General features: G+C 60.6%; 23 protein-coding genes. 18 read left to right on the top strand and 5 right to left on the bottom strand.

Features of this window, described 5'->3' with window-relative positions; translation table 11 throughout:
- The first annotated feature begins 251 nt into the window (after positions 1–251).
- The 4 genes from secA (at position 252) to AD659_RS20815 (ending at position 6067) form a co-directional block, all read left to right on the top strand.
- A complete protein-coding gene (secA, locus tag AD659_RS20830) occupies positions 252–2987 on the top strand; it encodes a preprotein translocase subunit SecA (protein ID WP_053124646.1) in 2736 nt (911 codons plus the stop codon).
- Positions 2988–3109: 122 nt separating this feature from the next.
- Positions 3110–4327, top strand: coding sequence for a bifunctional glutamate N-acetyltransferase/amino-acid acetyltransferase ArgJ (gene argJ, locus AD659_RS20825; protein ID WP_053124644.1), 1218 nt, complete (start codon positions 3110–3112; stop codon positions 4325–4327).
- A gap of 163 nt (positions 4328–4490) precedes the next feature.
- Positions 4491–5123 (top strand): glutathione S-transferase family protein, encoded by a 633-nt coding sequence (locus tag AD659_RS20820; RefSeq protein WP_053124642.1) that lies wholly within the window; start codon positions 4491–4493, stop codon positions 5121–5123.
- A complete protein-coding gene (locus AD659_RS20815; RefSeq protein WP_053124640.1) occupies positions 5120–6067 on the top strand; it encodes a Nudix family hydrolase in 948 nt (315 codons plus the stop codon). Before AD659_RS20820 ends, AD659_RS20815 begins: the two co-directional genes overlap by 4 nt.
- 124 nt (positions 6068–6191) lie before the next feature.
- Here the strand turns inward: AD659_RS20815 and AD659_RS20810 are convergent, their stop codons facing one another.
- The 3 genes from AD659_RS20810 to AD659_RS20800 are packed head-to-tail and all read right to left on the bottom strand — an operon-like array spanning position 6192 to position 9776.
- Complete coding sequence (locus AD659_RS20810; protein WP_053124639.1) at positions 6192–6773, bottom strand: cob(I)yrinic acid a,c-diamide adenosyltransferase; 582 nt, start codon at positions 6771–6773, stop codon at positions 6192–6194.
- 2 nt (positions 6774–6775) lie between these two features.
- A complete protein-coding gene (locus tag AD659_RS20805) occupies positions 6776–8812 on the bottom strand; it encodes a sensor histidine kinase (RefSeq protein WP_053124637.1) in 2037 nt (678 codons plus the stop codon).
- Positions 8813–8858: 46 nt separating this feature from the next.
- A complete protein-coding gene (locus AD659_RS20800) occupies positions 8859–9776 on the bottom strand; it encodes a putative 2-dehydropantoate 2-reductase (RefSeq protein WP_053124635.1) in 918 nt (305 codons plus the stop codon).
- A gap of 142 nt (positions 9777–9918) precedes the next feature.
- Between AD659_RS20800 and AD659_RS20795 the strand changes: the two genes are divergently transcribed.
- Positions 9919–10404 carry a YajQ family cyclic di-GMP-binding protein gene (locus AD659_RS20795; protein WP_003205057.1) on the top strand — a complete coding sequence of 162 codons (486 nt, stop codon included), beginning with the start codon at positions 9919–9921 and terminating at the stop codon, positions 10402–10404.
- 228 nt (positions 10405–10632) lie between these two features.
- A complete protein-coding gene (locus tag AD659_RS20790) occupies positions 10633–11475 on the top strand; it encodes a mechanosensitive ion channel family protein (RefSeq protein WP_053124633.1) in 843 nt (280 codons plus the stop codon).
- Between the two features lie 165 nt (positions 11476–11640).
- On the opposite strand, the gene AD659_RS20785 is transcribed toward AD659_RS20790, so the two are convergent.
- Positions 11641–12933 (bottom strand): OprD family porin, encoded by a 1293-nt coding sequence (locus AD659_RS20785; protein ID WP_053124631.1) that lies wholly within the window; start codon positions 12931–12933, stop codon positions 11641–11643.
- Positions 12934–13817: 884 nt separating this feature from the next.
- Here AD659_RS20785 and AD659_RS20780 point away from each other — a divergent pair.
- Both AD659_RS20780 and AD659_RS20775 read left to right on the top strand, forming a co-directional pair.
- Entirely contained in the window at positions 13818–14243 is a 426-nt protein-coding gene (locus tag AD659_RS20780) for an HIT domain-containing protein (RefSeq protein ID WP_053124629.1), read from the top strand.
- Positions 14244–14246: 3 nt separating this feature from the next.
- A complete protein-coding gene (locus AD659_RS20775) occupies positions 14247–14453 on the top strand; it encodes a SlyX family protein (RefSeq protein WP_053124626.1) in 207 nt (68 codons plus the stop codon).
- Positions 14454–14528: 75 nt separating this feature from the next.
- Here the strand turns inward: AD659_RS20775 and AD659_RS30390 are convergent, their stop codons facing one another.
- Complete coding sequence (locus AD659_RS30390; RefSeq protein WP_003205048.1) at positions 14529–15134, bottom strand: cold-shock protein; 606 nt, start codon at positions 15132–15134, stop codon at positions 14529–14531.
- A 397-nt stretch (positions 15135–15531) separates the two neighbouring features.
- On the opposite strand from AD659_RS30390, the gene AD659_RS20765 reads away from it, so the two are divergent.
- From AD659_RS20765 to tolQ, 10 genes are all read left to right on the top strand, one after another.
- Positions 15532–16005: a Dps family protein gene (locus AD659_RS20765; RefSeq protein ID WP_053124624.1), complete on the top strand. Its 474-nt coding sequence runs from the start codon at positions 15532–15534 to the stop codon at positions 16003–16005.
- A gap of 203 nt (positions 16006–16208) precedes the next feature.
- Positions 16209–16568, top strand: a complete 360-nt coding sequence (locus AD659_RS20760; protein ID WP_053124622.1) for a ribbon-helix-helix domain-containing protein — start codon at positions 16209–16211, stop codon at positions 16566–16568.
- A gap of 245 nt (positions 16569–16813) precedes the next feature.
- Positions 16814–17035 carry an FmdB family zinc ribbon protein gene (locus AD659_RS20755; protein WP_003178589.1) on the top strand — a complete coding sequence of 74 codons (222 nt, stop codon included), beginning with the start codon at positions 16814–16816 and terminating at the stop codon, positions 17033–17035.
- Between the two features lie 75 nt (positions 17036–17110).
- On the top strand, positions 17111–18886 hold the full coding sequence (aspS, locus tag AD659_RS20750) for an aspartate--tRNA ligase (RefSeq protein ID WP_053124620.1): 1776 nt from the start codon (positions 17111–17113) through the stop codon (positions 18884–18886).
- A 120-nt stretch (positions 18887–19006) separates the two neighbouring features.
- On the top strand, positions 19007–19753 hold the full coding sequence (locus tag AD659_RS20745; protein ID WP_053124618.1) for a YebC/PmpR family DNA-binding transcriptional regulator: 747 nt from the start codon (positions 19007–19009) through the stop codon (positions 19751–19753).
- A gap of 192 nt (positions 19754–19945) precedes the next feature.
- Positions 19946–20470: a crossover junction endodeoxyribonuclease RuvC gene (gene ruvC / locus AD659_RS20740; protein ID WP_014339919.1), complete on the top strand. Its 525-nt coding sequence runs from the start codon at positions 19946–19948 to the stop codon at positions 20468–20470.
- A 114-nt stretch (positions 20471–20584) separates the two neighbouring features.
- The gene (ruvA, locus tag AD659_RS20735; RefSeq protein ID WP_053124616.1) at positions 20585–21193 is read left to right on the top strand and encodes a Holliday junction branch migration protein RuvA; all 609 of its coding nucleotides are present in this window, start codon (positions 20585–20587) and stop codon (positions 21191–21193) included.
- Positions 21194–22255, top strand: coding sequence for a Holliday junction branch migration DNA helicase RuvB (ruvB, locus tag AD659_RS20730; protein WP_003178599.1), 1062 nt, complete (start codon positions 21194–21196; stop codon positions 22253–22255). It begins immediately after the preceding gene.
- 127 nt (positions 22256–22382) lie between these two features.
- Entirely contained in the window at positions 22383–22850 is a 468-nt protein-coding gene (gene ybgC / locus AD659_RS20725; protein ID WP_003205037.1) for a tol-pal system-associated acyl-CoA thioesterase, read from the top strand.
- Positions 22840–23535, top strand: coding sequence for a protein TolQ (gene tolQ, locus AD659_RS20720; protein ID WP_030140798.1), 696 nt, complete (start codon positions 22840–22842; stop codon positions 23533–23535). Before ybgC ends, tolQ begins: the two co-directional genes overlap by 11 nt.
- The last annotated feature ends 14 nt before the right edge of the window (positions 23536–23549 follow it).

Raw genomic sequence — 23549 nt, 5'->3', positions numbered from 1 at the left:
CGACCCTCTCGCCCTGCGACCTTTTATCCATACAATCAATAGGTAACTTCTGCACCTTGTGGGTTGAAGTTCGCGCAAAAGACCTTATTTTAGGGAGGCCCCGTCACAGCGCTGTGCCAGCATCGTGGAATAACGCCACTTTCCTCACCATCGTTTCCGGGTAGAATGCTCGTTCGCATGCGGCCATGAGGGCTGCACGGGCGACTCACGGGGCCGCCCTCCATCCCTTTAGTGTGGAAGATCCTGCCGATATGTTTGCGCCTTTGTTAAAGAAACTTTTTGGAAGCAAGAACGAGCGTGAAGTCAAGCGCATGCTCAAGACGGTACAGACTGTCAATGCCTTCGAAGAGCAAATGGTGGCCCTTTCGGACGATCAGTTACGCGCCAAGACTGCCGAATTCAAGGACCGCGTCGCCAAGGGAGAAACCCTTGACCAGCTCCTGCCTGAAGCCTTTGCGGTCGCCCGTGAAGCCGGCAAGCGGATCATGGGCATGCGCCACTTCGACGTTCAGTTGATCGGCGGCATGACCTTGCACGAAGGCAAGATCGCCGAAATGCGGACCGGTGAGGGCAAGACCCTCGTGGCGACCCTGGGCGTGTACCTCAATGCGCTGTCCGGCAAGGGCGTGCACGTGGTGACGGTCAACGACTACCTGGCCCGCCGCGACGCCAACTGGATGCGCCCGCTCTACGAATTCCTCGGCCTGACCGTCGGCGTCGTCACGCCGTTCCAGCCGCCGGAAGAGAAGCGTGCCGCCTATGCCGCCGACATCACCTACGGCACCAACAACGAATTCGGGTTCGACTACCTGCGCGACAACATGGCGTTCAGCATGGAAGAAAAATTCCAGCGTGAACTCAACTTTGCCGTGATCGACGAAGTCGACTCCATCCTCATCGACGAAGCCCGTACCCCGCTGATCATTTCCGGTCAGGCCGAGGACAGCTCCAAGCTGTACATCGAGATCAACAAACTGATCCCGCAGCTCAAGTTGCACGTCGAGGAAGTCGAAGGCGAAGTGACCCAGGCCGGGCACTACACCATCGACGAGAAGACCCGCCAGGTCGAACTCAACGAGGCCGGTCACCAGTTCATCGAAGAAATGCTCACCCGCGTCGGCTTGCTGGCCGAGGGCGAGAGCCTGTACTCGGCCCATAACCTGGGCCTGCTGACCCACGTCTATGCCGGCCTGCGTGCGCACAAGCTGTTCCATCGCAACGTCGAATACATCGTGCAGGATGGCCAGGTCGTGCTGGTGGACGAACACACCGGTCGGACCATGCCGGGCCGTCGCCTGTCCGAAGGCCTGCACCAGGCCATCGAAGCCAAGGAAGGCCTGAACATCCAGGCCGAGAGCCAGACCCTGGCCTCGACCACTTTCCAGAACTACTTCCGCCTGTACAACAAGCTGTCCGGCATGACCGGTACCGCGGACACCGAAGCGTTCGAATTCCACCAGATCTACGGCCTGCAAGTGGTGGTGATTCCGCCGAACAAGCCGCTGGCGCGTAAAGACTACAACGACCTGGTGTTCCTGACCGCCGAAGAGAAGTACGCGGCGATCATCAACGACATCAAGGAAGGCATGGCCCAGGGCCGTCCGATCCTGGTGGGTACCGCCACCATCGAGACCTCCGAGCACATGTCCAACCTGCTCGACAAGGAAGGCATCGAGCACAAGGTCCTCAACGCCAAGTTCCACGAGAAGGAAGCCGAGATCATCGCCCAGGCCGGTCGCCCGGGTGCGCTGACCATCGCCACCAACATGGCCGGTCGTGGTACCGACATCCTGCTGGGCGGCAACTGGGAAGTGGAAGTCGCCAGCCTGGAAAACCCGACCCCCGAGCAGATCGCGCAGATCAAGGCCGACTGGCAGAAGCGTCACCAGCAGGTGCTCGAGTCCGGCGGCTTGCAGGTGATCGCGTCCGAGCGTCACGAATCCCGCCGTATCGACAACCAGCTGCGTGGCCGTGCCGGTCGCCAGGGCGATGCCGGTTCCAGCCGTTTCTACCTGTCCCTGGAAGACAGCCTGATGCGCATCTTCGCCTCTGACCGGGTGAAGAACTTCATGAAGGCCTTGGGCATGCAGCCAGGCGAGGCGATCGAGCACCGCATGGTGACCAACGCCATTGAAAAGGCCCAGCGCAAGGTCGAAGGCCGCAACTTCGACATCCGCAAGCAACTGCTCGAATTCGACGACGTCAACAACGAACAGCGTAAAGTGATCTATCACATGCGTAACAGTTTGTTGGCCGCTGACAACATCGGCGAAACCATCGCTGATTTCCGCCAGGACGTGCTCAACGCCACCGTCAGCGCCCACATCCCGCCGCAGTCGCTGCCGGAACAGTGGGACGTCGCCGGCCTGGAAGCCGCCTTGCAGAGCGATTTCGGCGTGGCCTTGCCGATCCAGCAATGGCTCGACGAAGACGATCACCTGTACGAAGAAACCCTGCGCGAGAAACTGCTGGCCGAACTGATCGCTGCCTACAACGAGAAGGAAGACCAGGCGGGCGCCGAGGCGCTGCGCTCCTTCGAGAAGCAGATCGTGCTGCGGGTACTGGACGACCTGTGGAAAGACCACCTGTCGACCATGGACCACCTGCGCCACGGTATCCACCTGCGCGGTTACGCCCAGAAGAACCCGAAGCAGGAGTACAAGCGCGAGTCCTACACGCTGTTCTCCGAGTTGCTCGATTCGATCAAGCGCGACTCGATCCGTGTGTTGTCCCACGTTCAGGTTCGCCGCGAAGACCCGGCCGAAGAAGAGGCTCGCCTGCGCCAGGAAGCCGAAGCCCTGGCCGCGCGCATGCAATTCGAACACGCCGAAGCCCCGGGCCTGGAAGTGGTCGCCGAAGAGGGCGTCGATGTGGATGTCGCCTTGGCGACCGCACCGGTGCGCAACGAGCAGAAGCTGGGCCGTAACGAACTGTGCTATTGCGGTTCGGGCAAGAAATACAAGCATTGCCACGGGCAGATCCAATAAACCCGTTCCAACGCTGAACCACCCGCGCCGCGACCGGCTCCCAGCCGTCGCGGCGTTTTGCCATTTTATTCGCCGTCTCGATGAGGACGGCGTCGATAGACATCTCATTTAGGAGCGCATTCATGGCTGTTGGTCTTGGTCCGTTGCCAACGTTGCACCCGGTTGCCGGTTTTGAACTCGGTATTGCCTCGGCGGGCATCAAGCGCCCCGGGCGCAAGGACGTCGTGGTCATGCGTTGCGCCGAAGGCTCGACGGTGGCGGGCGTGTTCACCCTTAACGCCTTTTGTGCCGCTCCGGTGATCCTGGCCAAGCAGCGCGTGCAAGGGCCGGTGCGTTACCTGCTGACCAACACCGGTAACGCCAACGCCGGCACCGGCGCGCCAGGCCTGGCCGCCGCCGAGCGCACCTGCGCCAAGTTGGCAGAGCTGACCGGCGTCGACGCCAGCCAGGTGCTGCCGTATTCCACCGGCGTGATCGGCGAACCGCTGCCGGTGGAGAAGATCGAAGGCGCACTGCAAGCCGCCCTTGATGACCTGTCGGAAAACAACTGGGCCGCCGCCGCCACCGGCATCATGACCACCGACACCCTGCCCAAGGGCGCGAGCCGCCAGTTCCAGCATGACGGCGTGACCATCACTGTCACCGGCATCAGCAAAGGCGCCGGCATGATCCGCCCGAACATGGCGACCATGCTCGGCTACATCGCCACCGACGCCAAGGTCTCGCGCCAGGTGCTGCAAGACCTGATGCTCGACGGCGCCAACAAGTCGTTCAACCGCATCACCATCGATGGCGACACCTCCACCAACGATTGCTGCATGCTGATCGCCACCGGCCAGGCCAACCTGCCGGAGATCACCGAAGCCAGCGGCCCGCTGTTCGCCGCCCTGAAGCAGGCTGTGTTCGAGGTGTGCATGGAAGTGGCCCAGGCCATCGTCCGTGACGGCGAAGGCGCGACCAAGTTCGTGACCGTGCAGGTCAACGGCGGTGGCAATCACCAGGAATGCCTGGATGTCGGCTACACCGTGGCGCACTCGCCGCTGATCAAGACCGCGCTGTTCGCCTCCGACCCGAACTGGGGCCGCATCCTCGCCGCCGTGGGCCGGGCCGGCGTGTCTGAGTTGGATGTGAGCAAGATCGACGTGTTCCTCGGTGAGGTCTGCATCGCCAGCCAAGGTGCCCGCGCCGCGACTTACACCGAAGCCCAGGGCGCGGCGGTGATGCAGCAGGAAGAAATCACCATCCGCATCGAGCTGGGACGGGGTGATTGCAGCGAAACGATCTGGACCACCGACCTGTCCCACGAGTACGTCAAGATCAATGCTGAGTACCGGACTTAATACACTCGGGACCGAGCTGCTCCAATCGCGAGCAAGCTCGCTCCCACAGTGGATCGGTGGCGTGAACGCTTTTTAGGTCACTCAACAAATCCCCTGTGGGAGCGAGCTTGCTCGCGATGGCGCCAGAACAGACACACCTCAGAACCATAAGAAAGGAATCCACATGAGCCTGCACCTGATCATCGGCGACAAAGATCTATCCTCCTGGTCCCTGCGTGGGGCCTTGGCCCTGGCGCTGACCGGCGCGAAGTACACCGAAGAGCTGGTCAGGCTCGGCCAGCCGGACACCCGTGAAAAGCTGCTCAAGTATTCGGCCACGGCCAAGGTCCCGTTGCTCAAGACCGAATTCGGCGTGATCGCCGATTCCCTGGCGATTGGCGAGTACCTGGCCGAACAGTTCCCCGAGGCCAATCTCTGGCCCACGGATGTGGCCGCTCGGGCCCAAGCGCGTTCGGCCTGTGCGCAAATGCACAGCGGCTTTTTCGCCCTGCGCAACCATATGCCCATGGATCTGCTGCACGATGCGCCGCTGTCGCCCATGCCGGCTGACGTCCAGGCGGAGATCGAGCGGATGCTGGCGCTGTGGGCCGAATGCCGTGCCACGGCGACCGAGACCGGTCCTTACCTGTTTGGCCGCGTGAGCCTGGCCGATGCCTTTTTTGCCCCTGTTGCCGTGCGCTTGCGCACTTATCAAGTGGCACTTTCCGAGGTCGATGAGGCCTACGTTGAAACCCTTTATCAATGGCCGGCCTTCAAGGTATGGCAACAGGCTGGCCTGGAGGACACTGCGCGGTGAAACGAGTCCATGTGGCGGCAGCGGTCATTCGCGATGCCGCCGGTAAAATCCTGATCGCCCGACGGGCCGACACCCAGCACCAGGGCGGCCTGTGGGAATTTCCTGGCGGCAAGGTCGAGGCCGGCGAATCCGTCGAAACCGCCCTGGCCCGCGAACTTCATGAAGAGCTGGGCATTGTCGTCGACGCCGCCCGGCCGTTGATCAAGGTGCGTCACGATTACCCGGACAAACAGGTGTTGCTGGATGTCTGGGAAGTCTCGGCGTTCACCGGCGAGCCCCATGGCGCCGAAGGTCAACCGTTGGCCTGGGTGACGGCCCGCGACCTGACCAACCATGAGTTTCCGGCGGCCAACCAGCCGATCGTCGCGGCGGCCCGTTTGCCGGGTGAATACCTGATCACCCCGGAAGGCCTCGAGACGCCGGCCTTGCTGCGCGGCATGCAGAAGGCGATTGCCGGCGGGATCAAATTGGTCCAACTGCGTGCCCCCAACGGCTACGACCCGCAATACCGCGATCTGGCGGTGGATGCGGTGGGGTTGTGTGCTGGCAAGGCCCAGTTGATGCTCAAGGGGCCGTTCGAATGGCTGGGGGATTTTCCTTCCGCTGGCTGGCACATTACTGCCGCGCAACTGCGCAAGCATGCCGCGGCCGGTCGCCCGTTCGGCAAGGACCGCTGGCTGGCGGCCTCCTGCCATAACGCCGAGGAACTGTCCCTGGCGCAGCAGATGGACGTGGATTTCGTGACGCTTTCGCCGGTGCAACCGACCCAGACCCATCCCGATGCACAGCCGTTGGGATGGGCAGAGGCGGCGCGGTTGATCGAGGGCTTCAACCGTCCGGTCTATCTGTTGGGTGGTGTAGGGCCCGGCGAGCGGCAAAAAGCCTGGGAGGCTGGAGCGCAGGGTGTGGCGGGGATTCGGGCGTTTTGGCCAGAGGGGCAGTGAACTGATCGTTCCCACGCTCCGCGTGGGAACGCCTCAACGGACGCTCCGCGTTCGGCTCTGGAGGGACGCGGAGCGTCCCGGGCTGCGTTCCCACGCAGAGCGTGGGGAACGATCAAGCAGGTGATCAGCTCCCAGGCTTGGCCGCCGCCTCCCAAAGCACCTCCGCCACCCCTTGCCGCCGAGCAATCACCCGCGCGGCCACGAACAACAAGTCTGACAACCGATTGATATAGGCCAGCCCCGGTCCGGCCAGCGGCTCCACCGCGTTCAATTGCTGGCACCGACGTTCGGCGCTGCGGGCCAGGCTGCGACAGACGTGGGCCTGGGCGATCAGCGTCGAGCCGCCGGGCAGGATGAAGTTTTCCAGTGGCCCCACTTCCTCGTTCCACACATCGATCGCTGCTTCCAGCCGCTCGATCTCCGCCACGTTCAAGGCCTGGTAGGCCGGCATCGCCAGTTCGCCGCCGAGGTCGAACAAGCGATGCTGACAAGGCTCCAGCACGTCGCTGACTTCCTTCAGCGCCGGGTATTGGGCCGTTTCAGCGGCGAGCCCGGCCAGCAATAAACCCAGTTGGCTGTTCAGTGTGTCCACTTCGCCGATGGCCTCGACCCGTGGGTGATCCTTTGCCACGCGGCGACCGTCGCCCAACCCGGTTTCACCTTTGTCGCCGGTGCGGGTGTAAATCTTCGACAGGCGGAAACCCATGCTCAGCGCTCCAGTTGTTTGTTTTCCTGCGCCACCATAGAGGTGCCCGCCAGGGGCAGGCGTAGCGTGAAGCAGGTGCCTTGGCCCGGCGCCGACTGCACTTCCATCTGGCCCTTGTGGTTGTTGGTGATGATGAAATACGAAACCGATAGCCCAAGGCCGGTGCCCTGGCCGATCTCCTTGGTGGTGAAGAAGGGCTCGAAGGTGCGCTTGCGCACGTTCTCGCTCATGCCGATGCCGTTGTCCTCGACCTGGATTTCCGCCCACGGCGGATTCAACCGCGTGCGCAGGATAATGCGCCCGGGTTCGCTGTCGTCCTGGCGCTGATGGATCGCCTGGGCGGCGTTTTTCAGCAGGTTGAGCAGCACTTGTTCCAGTTCGTTGGCGGTGCCTGGCACCGGCCCCAGGTTCGGGTCGAACTGACGGATGATCGCCTGGCCCTTGAAGTCGAAGCCGATCGCCAGGTCGAAGTCGTTACCGGCGATTTCCACCGCCTGGTCGATCAGCGCCGGCAGGTCGCACGGCGCCATCTGCCGTGTGCTGCGACGGCTGAAGCTGAGCATGTGGGTGACGATTTTCGCTGCCCGGGCGCCGGCCTGCTGGATGCCGTCGAGCAACTGCGGGATTTCCCGGGTTTCCAGGTAGCGGTTGACCACCGGCAGTTCGATCCCCAGGTGCTCGGCCTGTTCGAGGTTCTTCGGCAGTTCCGGCGACAGGCGTCGGCGGATGTTCTGCACGTTGTGCAGGATGGCGCCCAGGGGGTTGTTGATCTCATGGGCCATGCCCGCCGCGAGGCCGCCGACCGAGAGCATCTTCTCCGACTGCACCATCATTTCTTCCAGCGACAGGCGCTGGGTGATGTCGTCGATGCGGATTACCACGCCCCGTCCGGCACCGCCCATCAGCGGGTAGAAGGTCAGGGCGTAATGCCGGGCTTCGTCGTCCTTGGTCCAGGTGACGCGTTCGATCTTGGCCACCGTATGCTGCTCGACGGTTTGCTTGAGCTGGGGCAGGTACGGCTTGAGCGGTTCGAAGGCGAGGAAGATCGGCTGGTTCAGGGCTTCGTCCAGGCGCGTGCCGGAGAGGGCGCTGGCTTCCTGGTTCCACTGAGTGACGTAGAGTTGCTCGTCGAGGGCGATCAGGGCCGACGGCATGGAGTCGATGATGCTGTTGAGGTAGTTCTGGAAACCAGTGAGTTTTTTCTCGATCTTGCTGCGCACCTGGACTTCCAGCTCCAGCTTGCGATTGGTGTGACGGGTTTCTTCCGCCAGGCCCTGGGCCTGGTCGTAGGCGGCCTGGGAATCGTCCCGCGCACGCTTGAGTTGCTGTTCCCGGGCTTCGATCCGCGAGAGCATGGTATTGAACGCCTCGGCCAGGCTGCCGATCTCGTCGTGGTTGCCCCGTGCGGCACGCAGGGCATAGTTCTCCTCGCGGGTGACCTGGCGTGACAGTTCTTCGAGTTGATGAATCGGTCGGGTAATCAGGCGTTTGATCTGTTGGGCAATGACCAGCCACAGCAATACGCTGAAAATCAGGATGCCGAGGCTGGCGGTCAGGGTGCCGGTGTAGAACGCGGTCGGCAATTCGCTGCTGGCCACCAGCAACAGATGGCCGGGCGTCGTGCCGGGGCGGGGCAGGGTGATGACCTGGTTGCTGCGAAACTCACCCGCTTGCCAGGCTTGTATGTGGCGGTAATGATCTGGCAGCTTGAGTTTTTCGCCTTGTTGCAGCTGTGCCAGGCGCTCGCCCTGGCCGTCGTACAACGCCGCGGCCCGCAGCGGTGCGTAGCTGTTGAGTTCGTCGAGCAGGCGTTGGGCGCTTTGGGGCGATTGCAGGGCGTCGGAAATCAGGCTCGGGTTGGCGATCAGCCGGCCAATGGTCTGCAGGGCCTGGGGCGCCATGCTTTCCTGGGAAATGTAGTAGGCGGCGCTGATAAAAGTCAGGTTGGCCACCAGCAGGACAGTGGTCAATAACACCAACAGGGCGGCCAGCAGTTTCTGGCCGACCGGGAGATTTTCAAGGCGCTGGCGCAATGGCATCAGACTCGTCGCTAAAAAGGAACACGAGGGCCAGCGTAGCCGCTGCTCAGTCGCTGGGCAATCCGAGGTTGTCCAAGTGGGCAATCAGTCGCTGGCGCAGTTGCTCCAGGTGCGGCACGCTCAGCTCATGGCGTTGGGCGACCTTGCAGGCGTAACCGAGCAAGTAGCTGATTTCGGTGCGACGCCGATTGGCGACGTCCTGGTACATCGAGGAGTAATTGGCGGCCGTGGCCTGGATCACTCGTCCGACTTCCGGCTGCAAATCCTCGGCTGCCGCAGGCTGGCCGCAGCGTTCGAGCAGGTCGGTGAGCTCTGCGCACAAGGTCGCCACTTCGCAGCGGTGTTCCTGCAAGCCGCCGTTCTTGCAGTGATGCAGCACGGTCAGCGGATTGATTGCACAGTTGAGTGCCAGCTTGCGCCAGAGGCGGGTGAGGATGTCGGCGCTCCATTCGTGGGGAATGCCGGCGGCGGCCAGGTCGTTCAGCCAGAACGGCGCCACCGGGTGTGCCGGGTCGCCCAACCAGGTGTAGCCGTGGCCAGCGAACACCACGCGCCAGTCACCGTCGCGGAACGCGCCTTCGGTGCTGGAGGCGCTGATGCAACGGGCCTGGGGCACACAATTGGCCACTGCGTCCTGGCTGCCGAGGCCGTTTTGTAGCAGGATCAGTTCCGATTCGGCGTCCAGGCGATGGGCCACCGAGTTCACCGCCGCTTCTGCGTCGTAGGCCTTGCAGGCCAGCAGCAGACGCCTGATTGGCTCCGGGCTGTCCGCTGTTTCGCCTGGCACCGGGTAGGACTGCGCCTGGCCCTGTTCCACCAGGGTCAGGCCACCGGCGCCGCGGTAGGCCTGCAAGCGCGCTTCGTCGCGCAGCACCAGCCGCACCGGCAGCCCGGCCCGGGCCAGGCGCGTGGCCCACAACGTGCCGAGACTGCCGGCCCCGAGGACATGCCAGGTGGTCGACATCAGTTTTTTGCTCGGATTGATGCAGGCATCGGAGGGCTCGCAGTGTCGGCAGGAAAAGAGCCGTTATAATGAGCCCGATTTTAACCACAAGCCAAGCGCGCGCCGTTGTTACTGGCGCGCCTTTTTATTTGGAGAACACTACATGCCGTCATTCGACGTGGTATCCGAACTGGACAAACACGAAGTCACCAACGCGGTTGAAAATGCCGTCAAGGAACTCGACCGTCGTTATGACCTCAAGGGCAAGGGCAGTTTCGAGTTCAAGGAAAAAGACCTGACCGTGAACCTGACCGCCGAGGCCGATTTCCAGCTCGAGGCGATGATCGAGATCCTCAAGCTGGCGCTGGTCAAGCGCAAGATCGACGTGCAGTGCCTTGAGGTCAAGGACGCCTATGCCTCGGGCAAGTTGATGAAGCAGGAAGCCGTGCTCAAGGAAGGCATCGACAAGGAACTGGCGAAGAAGATCGTCGCTCACATCAAGGACGCCAAGCTCAAGGTACAAGCCGCCATCCAGGGCGAGCAGGTACGGGTCACCGGCAAGAAACGTGACGACTTGCAAGAAGCCATTGCGGCACTGCGCGGCAAGGAATTCGGCATGCCCCTGCAATTCAATAATTTCCGCGACTGATTTCGTAATGACCGTGGCGAGGGAGCTTGCTCCCGCTTGGTCCTGTAGGAGCTGCCGAAGGCTGCGATCTTTTGATCTTTCGCTTGGGATTCAAGTGCCTTGGGAAAAGATCGCAGCCTCGTTTCACTCGACAGCTCCTACACAGCTCCTACACAGCTTCTACAGGCCCAGCGGGAGCAAGCTCCCTCGCCACACAATGCCGCGTGCAACAGGAATAAGGAGAGTTAGATGGACTTGAACGCTGAAGTGGATAACCTGGTCAAGGTTTCCCAGACCTGGATCCCCATGATCATGGAATACGGCAGCCGCGTGCTGCTGGCCGTTATCACCCTGGCCGTCGGCTGGTGGTTGATCAACAAAGTGACGCGCAAGCTGGGTGCTTTGCTGGCCTTGCGTAATGCCGACCTGGCACTGCAGGGGTTTATCAGTACCCTGGCCAACATCATCCTGAAGATATTGCTGATCGTCAGCGTCGCTTCGATGATCGGTGTGGAAACCACTTCGTTCGTCGCCGCCATCGGTGCCGCCGGCCTGGCGATTGGCCTGGCCTTGCAAGGCAGCCTGGCGAACTTCGCCGGTGGCGTGCTGATCCTGCTGTTCCGCCCGTTCCGCATCGGTGACTGGATCGAAGCCCAGGGCGTGGCCGGTACGGTCGACAGCATCCAGATTTTCCACACGGTGCTGCGCACCGGTGACAACAAGACCGTCATCGTGCCTAACGGCAATCTCTCCAACGGCATCATCACCAACACCAACCGCCAGCCGACCCGCAAGGTCGTGTTCGATGTCGGTGTGGATTACCAGGCCGACCTGCAAAAGGCCCGGGAAGTGTTGCTTGAGTTGGCCAAGGATGAACGCGTGCTGGCGGATCCAGCGCCTGAAGCAGTGATTTCCACCTTGGGCGACAGTGCCATCACGGTGTCGTTGCGTATTTGGGTCAAGACCGCGGATTACTGGAACGTCATGTTCATGCTCAATGAGCAGGCGCGGGATCGCTTGAAGGAGGCGGGTATAGATATTCCGTTTCCACAACGCGTGATTCGAGTCGTTCAGGAAGGGCCAGCGCAATAACGACTTGAATATACCTTGGCGCTGGAGTCAGGTTATATTTAGTTAGCTTGCTACTTAACAAGTTGCGTTAAAGCTGGCATTGCAATGGACATAAAAAAAACGCTCACCTGGATCAGGTGAGCGGTTTTTGTTTGTTGCGGGTGAAGCTATCGAATTAGCACTGAATTACAAGATGCTCAGTGGGTATTCGACGATTACGCGGAAGTCGTTGTTGTCGGTGTAATCCGGGTTAGAGGTGCTAGTCCGATAAACCGCGCTACGCAGACGCACAGACAGGTCTTTGGCTGGACCGCTTTGCAGAACGTATTTGGTTTCGAAGTCCCACTCGTGGGCTTTGGCATCGCTTGTAGCGGTAGCGATGTTGTCACTGGTGATGTAACGAGTCATGAAGCTCAGGCCAGGAATGCCGTAGGTCTTCATGTTCAGGTCGTAGCGAGCCTGCCAAGAGGTCTCGTCTTGACCGTTGAAGTCGGAATACTGCACGGAGTTGGCGAGGTAGATAGTACCGCCACCGTCAACGCCATAAGCGTAGCCGCTGTCACCGGAGGAGCGCTGGTGAGCCAAGGTGAATTTATGCGCGCCGAGGCTGTAAGCTGCTGCGAGCGACCAGATGCGGTTGTCAATATCACCGCTTAGCTCTTGACCCTGACTCTTGCTGTCGTAGCCGTTGAAGTCGAAGTTCAGAGACTGATCTTCATTGATTGGCAGGGTGTAGTTCACGTTGAGGTACTTCTTCTTGAAGTAGTCTTCAACGTCGGAAGCTGCTACGCCTGCTACGAAGTTGTCAGTGAACTGATAGGTTGCGCCAGCAATGTTGGCGGATGGCAAGCCTTGGCTGTGCCGACCATTGATGCTGTCACGGCCCGTGTAGTTCTGTGCGTTCATAGCGGTGAAGCGACCAGCGGTCAGCTCCAGACCCTTGATTTCTTTGCTGGTGATGAGCGTACCGGTAGCAACTTCCGGATTCAGACGGCTGTCATCCGTGGAGAATACTGGGCTGGTGGTGTACTGGTTACCATACTTCAGGACGGTGTCAGATAAGCGGAACTTGACTGCGCCGCCAACTTCAGACTGGGTGTCTTCCGGGCTGCCGTCGTCACCTGTGCCGAAAATACTGTTACCGGTACGACCTGCGCCGCTATCCAGTTTGACTTGGCCATTGAACAGAGCGTCCACACCGACACCAACGGTGCCTTGAGTGAAGCCGGACTCGTAAACAGCCTGCACGCCAAGACCAGTTTCTTCGCGGTAGCCAGTGCTACGTGCCTTGCCACCGGTATTTTGGTTGTTGGAAGCACCGTGTTTGAAATCACGGTTCATGTACAGCATACGACTTTTAACAGTCAGGCTCTGATCTTCAAAAAAGCCCTTGGATTCCTCTTGGGAGGACGCCACTGCGAACTGCGAAACGCTGGCCGATACAGCCAGTGCGATCATGCTCCACTTCATCACGCGCATCGTGATTTGCTCCTTTGGTTTTTAGAAGAGTACTGCCGTCCCACCTGTTTTTTTATCTGGGCGGCTCTTTCTTTTTGTGTCGGCGCAAACTTATATCACGTCGACATTCTTTGGCGATACTTGCCCATTCAACCTTTCAGCTTCTTTACGACCCTGTCGCCAATGGCTCGATCCATGTCGCATTTCAGCTGTTCCGACGCAACCGTATTCACAACTTTATGTTGTTTTTTCTTTTTCCGGCATCGGTGTAAAGAGTCCGTCATTACCGCGCTTGAAGCTCCTGTGGGCAGCCTTGCCACTTTAATTTGTATGTCGGCAGGTGCTCGCTTCCGGCGAGCCCCTTGGACAGTGCGAGTATGAATGCAACAAGCATGCTCAAACCCGGATTTCGTTTACATTTTTTTCACATTTCACCGGTTGACGCGGTGAAACCTCATGAAACCGGGCTCCAAAGGCCTTGTTTTAAATAGGGTTGACTCGTGTGGGCTCCCGTGTTTGGCGGCGACAAATGTGGCCAGACAACCAAAAACGTTACCGGTTCACCCTACCCAGTGAGTAAATCACGGATGCTTTGTGCACTGAGCGTAGACGCACTGTGCTGTTTTGGTGCAGAAAAATTTCAGGTTGTACGAAAATCTTACAGCGTCGAGGCTTTGCCTGGGCCCTGGCACGGTCCTTTCAGGACCTTGCCGTGCCGCTTGCGCTGTGTTGGTGCGTCAGCTTGCACAGGTTGATGCTTGCAGGTGAAAAATCGTTCGAAAGAATGAACATCGGGACGCTACGCAGTGATCGATCCGGCGTTCGCGGGTATGCTGCCTATCTGTGTCCGACGCAGGCCTGCGGGTCACTGAACCGGACAGAATCGAAAACGAGGAGTACACACGGTGTTTGCCTTAGATCCACGACTGCAACAAGACACATTGCCCATTGGCGATTTCCCGCTATGCCGGCTGCTCTTGTCCAACGACGCCAATTACCCGTGGTTCATCCTCGTGCCGCGGCGAGAAAATATCAGCGAATTGTTTCAGTTGGATGACAGCGATCAGTTGCAACTGTGGAAAGAAACCACGGCGTTGGCCGAAACCCTCAAGGATTCGTTCGATGCCGACAAGATGAACGTTGCAACCTTGGGTAACGTCGTCAGTCAACTGCACATGCATGTCATCGTGCGCAAGCGTGAGGATGCGGCCTGGCCTGCGCCGGTCTGGGGCAAGCACCCGGCCCAGCCTTATGATGCAGGGCAGGTCGCGGCCATTCGCGAACGGTTGCGAGTGGCCCTGGCCGATGATTTCAAGTTTCTGGAGGGCTGAACCATGAACCTTGAAGACCGTGTAACCGATCTGGAAAGCCGCCTGGCGTTTCAGGATGACACCATCCAGGCATTGAATGATGTGCTGGTGGCGCAACAGCGGGTTGTCGAGCGTCTGCAGCTGCAGATGGCGGCGTTGCTCAAGCGCCAGGAAGAAATGGCCGGGCAATTCGAATCGTTCGAGGAAGAGGCGCCGCCCCCTCACTACTGAACGGATGTGGCCCGATTGCCGGGCAATAAAAAACCGCGAGCAGCCAGGCTGCATCGCGGTTTTTTTACGCTTGGATCAGCGGCGCGGCAGCGCGGCGATCACGTCTTCGGCCTGCAGGCCCTTGTCGCGGTTCATCACGGAGAACTCCACGCGCTGGCCTTCCACCAGGACGCGATGGCCTTCGCCACGAATGGCCCGGAAATGCACGAAAATGTCATCGCCGGAGTCGCGGGAGATGAAGCCGAAACCCTTGGACGTGTTGAACCACTTCACCGTGCCGGTATCGCGGTTGGACATGTCGTAGTTCTGCGCAGCGGCGGCCGGCGACGACTTCTTGTAGAAGCTGACAGCCAGGTGCAGTGCCACGGCGAGCAGTGCCGCGCCCAGGCTGAACAGAATGGCCGGTTGACCGCCGATTTCCGGCATGGGTGCCAGCAGGGCCAGGGTTTGCAAGGCAACGGCCAACACCAGCAGGGCGCTGACCAGGTTTTGCAGTTGGTGACGTGGACCTTTGTTCCAGTAAGGGATGACGGGGGCAAGGGTCAGGTTGAGCAGGCCGAAAAAGGCCAGGTACAGTGCATCGGGGTGTTGCAGGTAAGGTGTGGCTTCGGAACCCAGGCTAGGGATGAAGGACAGCAGCAGGGCGGCTGCGCCCATTAGCAAGTGGACGATTTTCAACATTTTGATTGGCTCACGGTTAAGACAGATCACAAGGAAGAGCGGGTCGGGGACGGTTCGCTTCGAAACAATGAGAGGCGTTGGACACGTACCCGAATCAGCCTATGCGCAACGCCCGGGAAAATAAGCGTAGCGACACACTGCCTATTTAACAGCAAAGCTCGGGCCTTCTCAAACCCGTTACGGGCGCGCATCGCGCTGTTCGTCGGGCAGAAAAGGCCCACCGGTGCTCGAAGGTGCCAGGCAAGCGGCGTTGAATTTACTTGAGTGTCGGAACCGCATGCTGTCCCGGCTTGTCGGTTCAGGAGGGCTGGCGATCTGTCGCAGGCTGTAGGCGGTCAAAACCACTAGAGTAGGGTGTGGCCGTTGTCGAATTCATCACCGTCAGGAGATCAAGCAAATGGCAATTGATATCGGTATCAGTGAAGAAGACCGCAAGTCCATCGTCGACGGGCTGTCGCGCCTGCTGTCGGACACCTACGTGCTGTACCTCAAGACCCACAATTTCCACTGGAACGTCACTGGGCCGATGTTCCGGACCTTGCACCTGATGTTCGAGGAACAATACAACGAGCTGGCCCTGGCCGTGGACCTGATTGCCGAGCGAATCCGCGCCCTGGGTTTTCCGGCCCCGGGTGCTTACTCGGTGTATGCGCGCTTGTCTTCTATTAAGGAAGAGGAAGGCGTACCTGCCGCCGAAGACATGATCCGGCAATTGGTCGAGGGTCAGGAAGCGGTGACGCGTACGGCCCGTGGCATCTTTCCTTTATTGGACAAGGTCAGCGACGAGCCCACGGCCGACCTGCTGACCCAGCGCATGCAGGTTCATGAAAAGACCGCGTGGATGCTGCGCGCGCTGCTCGAAGGTCAATAATCGAACGGGCGATGACGGGTAGTGGGGTGTATTGCCTGCAGCTGTCGTGTAGGACCACGTAATTCGTCGCCGGCCTGCTGTTGGCTTGTCCTACGCCCGTGGTCATAAAGTCGTCTGGAACTGGGAATGCCGTTGAGCTTCCATAGAGCCACAAATGGGTTGTTCCAACCCAGAGGCTCGTATGGCAAAGGAGTGTCAACGGTATGATTCAAGGAAAAGAACCCGGGGAAGGTGCGCGCGGGCGTTGTCAGCCTATCAGTGTCGACCCGTTCGTCCGGGGGTTCGATATGCAATTGGCCCGGCCCCTGGCCCGTTCCATTCGCCTGAACGGTTTCGCCACCTGTCTGCGGCTGGAACAGGTCTATTGGGAGATTCTCGGTGACATGGCCGAGCTCAACCGCTGCTCCATCAGTACGCTGCTGTCCCATGTGGACAGGGAAGTGCACCTGCGCCACGGCGGGGTGCGCAATTTCAGCGGGCTGGTGCGCGTGGTCTGTGTGGTGCACAGTTTGAAGGAGGCAGGAGTGGATCATTGCGTGGATTGGCCCCCAAAAGGGGTATGAATTCATTTGTGGCGAGGGAGCTTGCTCCCGCTGGGCTGCGCAGCAGCCCTCTTTGTGAGCGCTTCGCACTCAAGCGGGAGCAAGCTCCCTCGCCACGATGAGTCCTGCAAGCCATAAATGAACAACAGGGTCGGCAATGACCGTGCGGTCTTACGGCTGCACAGGCCGCATTTAATGGATATAATCCCGCTCTTTGCCGCAAAGCCCCGCCTTTGCGCGAGTAACCTGATCGCCGAGACAACCCCATGCCGATGTACGACTATCAATGTGCTTCCTGTGGTCATCAGATGGAAGCCATTCAAAAGATCAGCGCGGCACCGCTGGTCGACTGCCCTGCCTGCCAGGCGCCGGAACTGAAAAAGATGCTGTCCATGCCTGGTTTCCGCCTTGGCGGTACGGGCTGGTATGAAACCGACTTCAAGACCGGCGCCAAGAAGAACCTGGCCGGTGGCGATAAAGCTGATTGAGTTGAATACGCGCGAGTTCTTGCACGGGCAGGGCCTCCAACCGAATGTCGAATTACGAGAAGTGAAACCACTACCATGATGCGCAGCCATTATTGCGGCCAACTGAACGAAAGCCTGGAAGGTCAGGAAGTTACTCTTTGCGGATGGGTCCATCGTCGCCGTGACCATGGCGGGGTGATTTTCCTCGATATCCGTGATCGTGAAGGCCTGGCCCAGGTAGTGTTCGATCCGGACCGCGCCGAAACCTTCGCCACCGCTGACCGCGTGCGCAGCGAATACGTCGTCAAGATCACCGGCAAGGTGCGCCTGCGCCCGGCCGGCGCCGGCAACGCCAACATGGCGTCGGGCATGATCGAAGTGCTGGGCTACGAGCTGGAAGTGCTCAACGAGTCGGAAACCCCACCGTTCCCACTCAACGAATATTCCGACGTAGGCGAGGAAACCCGCCTGCGCTACCGCTTCATCGACCTGCGTCGCCCGGAAATGGCCGAGAAGCTGCGCCTGCGTTCGCGCATGACCACCAGCATCCGTCGTTACCTGGACGAGAACGGCTTCCTCGACGTCGAGACACCGATCCTGACCCGCGCCACGCCGGAAGGCGCCCGCGACTACCTGGTGCCGAGCCGCACCCACCCCGGCAGCTTCTTTGCCCTGCCGCAATCGCCACAGCTGTTCAAGCAACTGCTGATGGTGGCCGGGTTCGATCGTTATTACCAGATCGCCAAGTGCTTCCGCGACGAAGACCTGCGTGCCGACCGTCAGCCTGAGTTCACTCAGATCGACATCGAGACCAGCTTCCTCGACGAAAAAGACATCATGGGCCTGACCGAAGGCATGATCCGCAACCTGTTCAAGGAAGTGCTGGGTCTGGAATTCGGCGAGTTCCCGCACATGACTTTCGAAGAGGCCATGCGCCGCTACGGTTCCGACAAGCCGGACCTGCGTAACCCGCTGGAACTGGTGGACGTGGCCGACCAGCTCAAGGACGTCGACTTCAAGGTGTTCAGCGGTCCGGCCAACGATCCTAAATGCCGTATCGCGGCCCTGCGTGTTCCAGGCGGCGCCAGCATGCCGCGCAAGCAGATCGACGACTACACCAAGTTCGTCGGCATCTATGGTGCCAAGGGCCTGGCGTACATCAAGGTCAACGAGCGTGCCGCGGGTGTTGAAGGCCTGCAATCGCCGATCGTGAAGAACATCCCGCAAGACAACCTGAATGTGATCCTCGATCGCGTCGGTGCGGTTGACGGCGACATCGTGTTTTTCGGCGCCGACAAGGCCAAGATCGTCAGCGAAGCCCTGGGTGCGCTGCGCATCAAGCTGGGCCACGACCTGAAGCTGCTGACCTGCGAGTGGGCGCCGATGTGGGTCGTTGACTTCCCGATGTTCGAAGAAAACGATGACGGCAGCTTCTCCGCGCTGCACCACCCGTTCACTGCGCCGAAGTGCTCGCCGCAAGAGCTGGAGGCCAACCCGGCCACCGCGCTGTCGCGTGCCTACGACATGGTCCTGAACGGCACCGAGCTGGGTGGCGGTTCGATCCGTATCCATCGCAAGGAAATGCAACAGGCGGTGTTCCGCCTGCTGGGCATCAGCGAAGCCGAGCAGGAAGAGAAGTTCGGCTTCCTGCTCGACGCCCTGAAATACGGCGCGCCGCCCCACGGTGGCCTGGCCTTCGGCTTGGACCGCCTGGTGATGCTGATGACCGGCGCCCAGTCGATCCGTGAAGTGATCGCGTTCCCGAAAACCCAGAGCGCGGCCGATGTCATGACCCAGGCGCCGGGTGTGGTGGACGCCAAGGCGTTGCGCGAGTTGCACATCCGTCTGCGTGAACAGCCAAAGGCTGAGTAAGGCTGGCACCTGAGAGGGCGCATCTTCGGATGCGCCTTTTCATTGGCGTCGATATTTCTGATTGTCGGCCGCTGCGCAAGCGCAGGGCGGGCAATGTTCCAAAGAGAAACGGAGCGAGTTATGGCAGGTCATTCCAAGTGGGCGAACATCAAGCACCGCAAAGAACGTCAGGATGCCAAGAGAGGCAAGATCTTCACCAAGTGGATCCGTGAGCTGACAGTCGCGGCCCGCCAGGGTGGCGGCGATCCGGGTTCCAACCCGCGCCTGCGCCTGGCCCTGGACAAGGCCTTGGGTGCCAACATGAGCCGCGACATCATCGACCGGGCCATTGCCCGTGGCGCCGGTGCGACCGAGGCCGATAACGTTGAAGAACTGACCTATGAAGGCTATGGCCCGGGCGGCGTGGCGGTGATGGTCGAGTGCATGACCGACAACCGCAACCGTACCGCCGCGGCCGTGCGTCACGCGTTCAGCAAATGCGGTGGCAACCTGGGCACCGATGGCTCGGTGGCCTATCTGTTCGAGCGCAAGGGGCAAATCAGCTTCGCCCCGGGCCTCGATGAAGACGCCCTGACCGAGGCGGCCCTGGAGGCCGACGCCGATGACGTGGTCGGCCATGAAGACGGCTCGTTCGACGTGTTCACGTCGTTCGCCAGCTTCTATGCCGTGCGCAACGCCCTGGAGGCAGCCGGTTTTGCGCCTGCGGACGCGGAAATCGTCATGCAGCCGACCACCAGTGCCGAACTGGACCTGGAAGGTGCCGAGAAAGTGCTCAAGCTGATCGACATGTTGGAAGACCTGGATGACGTGCAGAACGTTTATTCCAACGCTGATATTCCTGAATCGGTCGCCGAACAACTCGGCTGACAGGCTTGATGCTGCACTTAGGGGTTGTTTGAAATCATCGTGGCGAGGGAGCTTGCTCCCGCTTGAGTGCGAAGCGCTCACAGAAAAGGCCTGCTGCGCAGCCCAGCGGGAGCAAGCTCCCTCGCCACAGGTTCACAGCAAACCTTTGATGGGCTGTATCCTCATGCAACCGCATTACCTTTCGCAGGCGTTATGACTTTAATCCTTGGTATCGACCCCGGTTCGCGCATCACCGGCTACGGTGTGGTTCGCGATACCGGGCGCGGCTGCGTGTACGTTGCGTCTGGTTGCATCCGCACTGGCGCGGGTGAGCTGCACGAGCGCTTGCAGATCGTTTATCGCGGGGTGCGCGAAGTCATCCAGACCTACGGCCCGGTGACCATGGGCATCGAACGGGTCTTCATGGCGCGCAACGCCGATTCGGCCTTGAAGCTAGGGCAGGCCCGGGGCGCGGCCATTGTGGCGGGCGCCGAGGAAAACCTGGAGATCGCCGAGTACACCGCGACCCAGGTCAAGCAGGCGGTCGTCGGTACAGGGGCGGCGAACAAGGAGCAGGTGCAAATGATGGTGATGCACCTGTTGAAACTGGTCAGCAAGCCGCAGATCGATGCCTCCGACGCCCTGGCCATCGCCATTTGCCATGCCCACACCCGTTCCAGTCTGTTGCCCCATGGCCTGGGGACCGCACGCAGTCGTGGCGGGCGCCTGCGTCTCTGATAGCATCAGCGCTTCTTTCATGAACCCGAGCCCGTTGCGCCTGTGTCGTCGGCCTTTATGCTCGTGTTGTTACTCGCCAGCCCGCGGGCTGGCCAACGCCCAAGGATCTGAAACGTGATTGGACGCTTGCGCGGCACCCTGGCTGAAAAACAGCCGCCGCACCTGATTCTGGATGTAAACGGCCTGGGCTATGAGCTCGAAGTGCCGATGACCACGCTGTATCGCCTGCCGTCGGTCGGTGAGCCGCTGACCCTGCACACTCATTTGGTCGTGCGCGAGGATGCGCAGTTACTCTATGGTTTCGTCGGCAAGCGCGAGCGGGATTTCTTTCGCGAGCTGATCCGTCTCAATGGCGTCGGCCCGAAACTGGCCCTGGCGTTGATGTCGAGCCTGGAGGTCGACGAACTGGTGCGCTGCGTACAATCCCAGGACACCTCGGCCCTGACCAAGGTGCCGGGGGTGGGCAAGAAAACCGCCGAGCGCCTGCTGGTCGAACTCAAGGATCGCTTCAAGGCCTGGGAGGCGGTGCCAGCGATGTTTGCCTTGGTGCCGAACCAGCCGGACGCGCCGGTGCCGGCGGTCAGCGCCGAAAACGATGCGGTCACCGCGCTGATCTCCCTGGGCTACAAGCCGCAGGAAGCCAGCAAGGCGATTTCCGCCATCAAGGAAAAAGGCCTGAGCACCGAAGACATGATTCGCCGTGCCCTGAAGGGAATGATCTAAGTGATTGAAGCTGACCGTCTGATCGCCGCCACGGGCGCGCCCCGTGACCGCGAGGAAATCCAGGACCGCGCGATTCGTCCTGTCAGCCTGGCCGACTACATCGGCCAACCGACCGTGCGCGAGCAGATGGAACTGTTCATCCAGGCCGCCCGTGGGCGCAGCGAGTCGCTGGACCACACCTTGATCTTCGGCCCGCCAGGCCTGGGCAAGACTACCCTGGCCAACATCATTGCCCAGGAAATGGGCGTCTCGATCAAGAGCACATCGGGGCCGGTGCTTGAACGGCCGGGCGACCTGGCGGCGCTGCTGACCAACCTTGAGCCCCATGATGTGTTGTTCATCGACGAAATCCATCGGTTGTCGCCGATCGTCGAGGAAGTGCTGTACCCGGCCATGGAAGATTTCCAGCTCGACATCATGATCGGCGAAGGGCCGGCGGCGCGCTCCATCAAGCTCGACCTGCCACCCTTCACCCTGGTGGGCGCCACCACGCGTGCGGGCATGCTGACCAACCCGCTGCGGGACCGTTTTGGTATCGTCCAGCGCCTGGAGTTCTACAACAATGCGGACCTGGCGACGATTGTCAGCCGCTCGGCGGGCATCCTCGGGCTGCCCCTGGACCCTGACGGTGCCTATGAGATTGCCCGGCGGGCCCGGGGCACGCCGCGGATCGCCAACCGCCTGCTGCGCCGGGTCCGGGATTTTGCCGAAGTCCGGGCCAAGGGCCACATCACCAAGCCGATCGCCGACCTGGCGTTGAACCTGCTGGACATCGACGAGCGTGGCTTCGACCACCAGGACCGGCGCCTGCTGCTGACCATGATCGAAAAGTTCGACGGTGGCCCGGTGGGCGTGGACAGCCTGGCGGCGGCCATCAGCGAAGAGCGCCACACCATCGAAGATGTGCTGGAGCCATACCTGATCCAGCAAGGCTATATCATGCGCACGCCCCGCGGGCGTGTGGTGACCCGCCATGCTTATCTGCATTTCGGCTTAAACATCCCGACACGAATGGGTGAGATGCCGGTGGTAGACGAATTCCTCGATGCCGTGGACGATTGAACGAGCTCTGAATGTCGACTTTTTTCCGGTTCGTGCTGTCCCAGACCACGCCTGGAGCGTCAATGCATTCGAGAATGAAAAAACAGTTGCCTGGCCGATTGGCAACCTGAGGAGTAAGCACTAGAGTATGCGCGCGCAAAACGGGCTGGAGTCGTTCGCACATCGCTGTCGCGTTTATTACGAGGACACCGATGCTGGCGGCATCGTCTACTACGTCAATTACCTCAAGTTTATGGAACGGGCTCGAACCGAACGGCTGCGGGAACTGGGTTTTGCCCAATCCGCGCTGGCAGGGGAGGACCTGTTATTCGTCGTGCATTCCAGCGAAGCGCGCTACCACGCGCCGGCGCGACTGGACGACGAACTGGTGGTAAGTGCCGATGTCATCGAATTGAACCGTGTCAGCCTGCGCTTCAAGCAGCAGGTCAGGCGGGCTACGGATAATGTGCTGCTCTGTGAAGGGCAGTTTTTGGTGGCCTGTGTGCGCACCCATAGTTTGAAACCCCGGGCCATTCCCGAAGCTCTACGTGCGGCCTTTGCCGGCGTGAGCGGCGCGGGTACACACTCAGAGCAGGAGATAAAGCGTGGAAGCTAACGTCGTCGACCATTCCTCCATGTGGAGCCTGGTCAGCAATGCCAGCGTCGTGGTGCAACTGGTAATGCTGACCCTGGTAGCCGCATCGGTGACCTCATGGATCATGATCTTTCAGCGCAGCAACATGCTGCGCGCCGGTCGCCGTGCCCTGGAGAGCTTCGAAGAGCGCTTCTGGTCCGGCATCGACCTGTCCAAGCTGTATCGCCAGGCTGGCAGCAACCCCGACCCGGATTCGGGCGTCGAGCAGATCTTTCGTGCCGGCTTCAAGGAGTTCTCCCGCCTGCGCCAGCAGCCTGGCGTCGATCCTGAAGCGGTGATGGAAGGCGTGGCCCGTGCCATGCGCGTCGCCATTTCCCGCGAAGAGGAAAAACTCGAACAGGGCCTGCCGTTCCTGGCGACCGTCGGTTCGGTCAGCCCGTACATCGGTCTGTTCGGTACCGTGTGGGGGATCATGAACTCCTTCCGTGGCCTGGCTTCCGCCCAACAGGCGACGCTGGCCACCGTGGCCCCGGGTATTGCCGAGGCGCTGATCGCCACCGCCATCGGCCTGTTCGCGGCGATCCCGGCCGTTATCGCCTACAACCGCTTCGCTGCCCGCAGCGAAACGCTGACCAGCCGCTACTACACCTTCGCCGATGAATTCCAGGCGATCCTGCACCGCAAAGTGCACACCAGCGAAGAATAAGCAGGTATTTCCCA

It is taken from the genome of Pseudomonas thivervalensis, from assembly GCF_001269655.1.
GTDB lineage: Bacteria > Pseudomonadota > Gammaproteobacteria > Pseudomonadales > Pseudomonadaceae > Aquipseudomonas > Aquipseudomonas thivervalensis.
The sequence above is the reverse complement of the archived record's forward strand: the minus strand, read 5'-3'. Positions and strand labels throughout refer to the sequence as shown.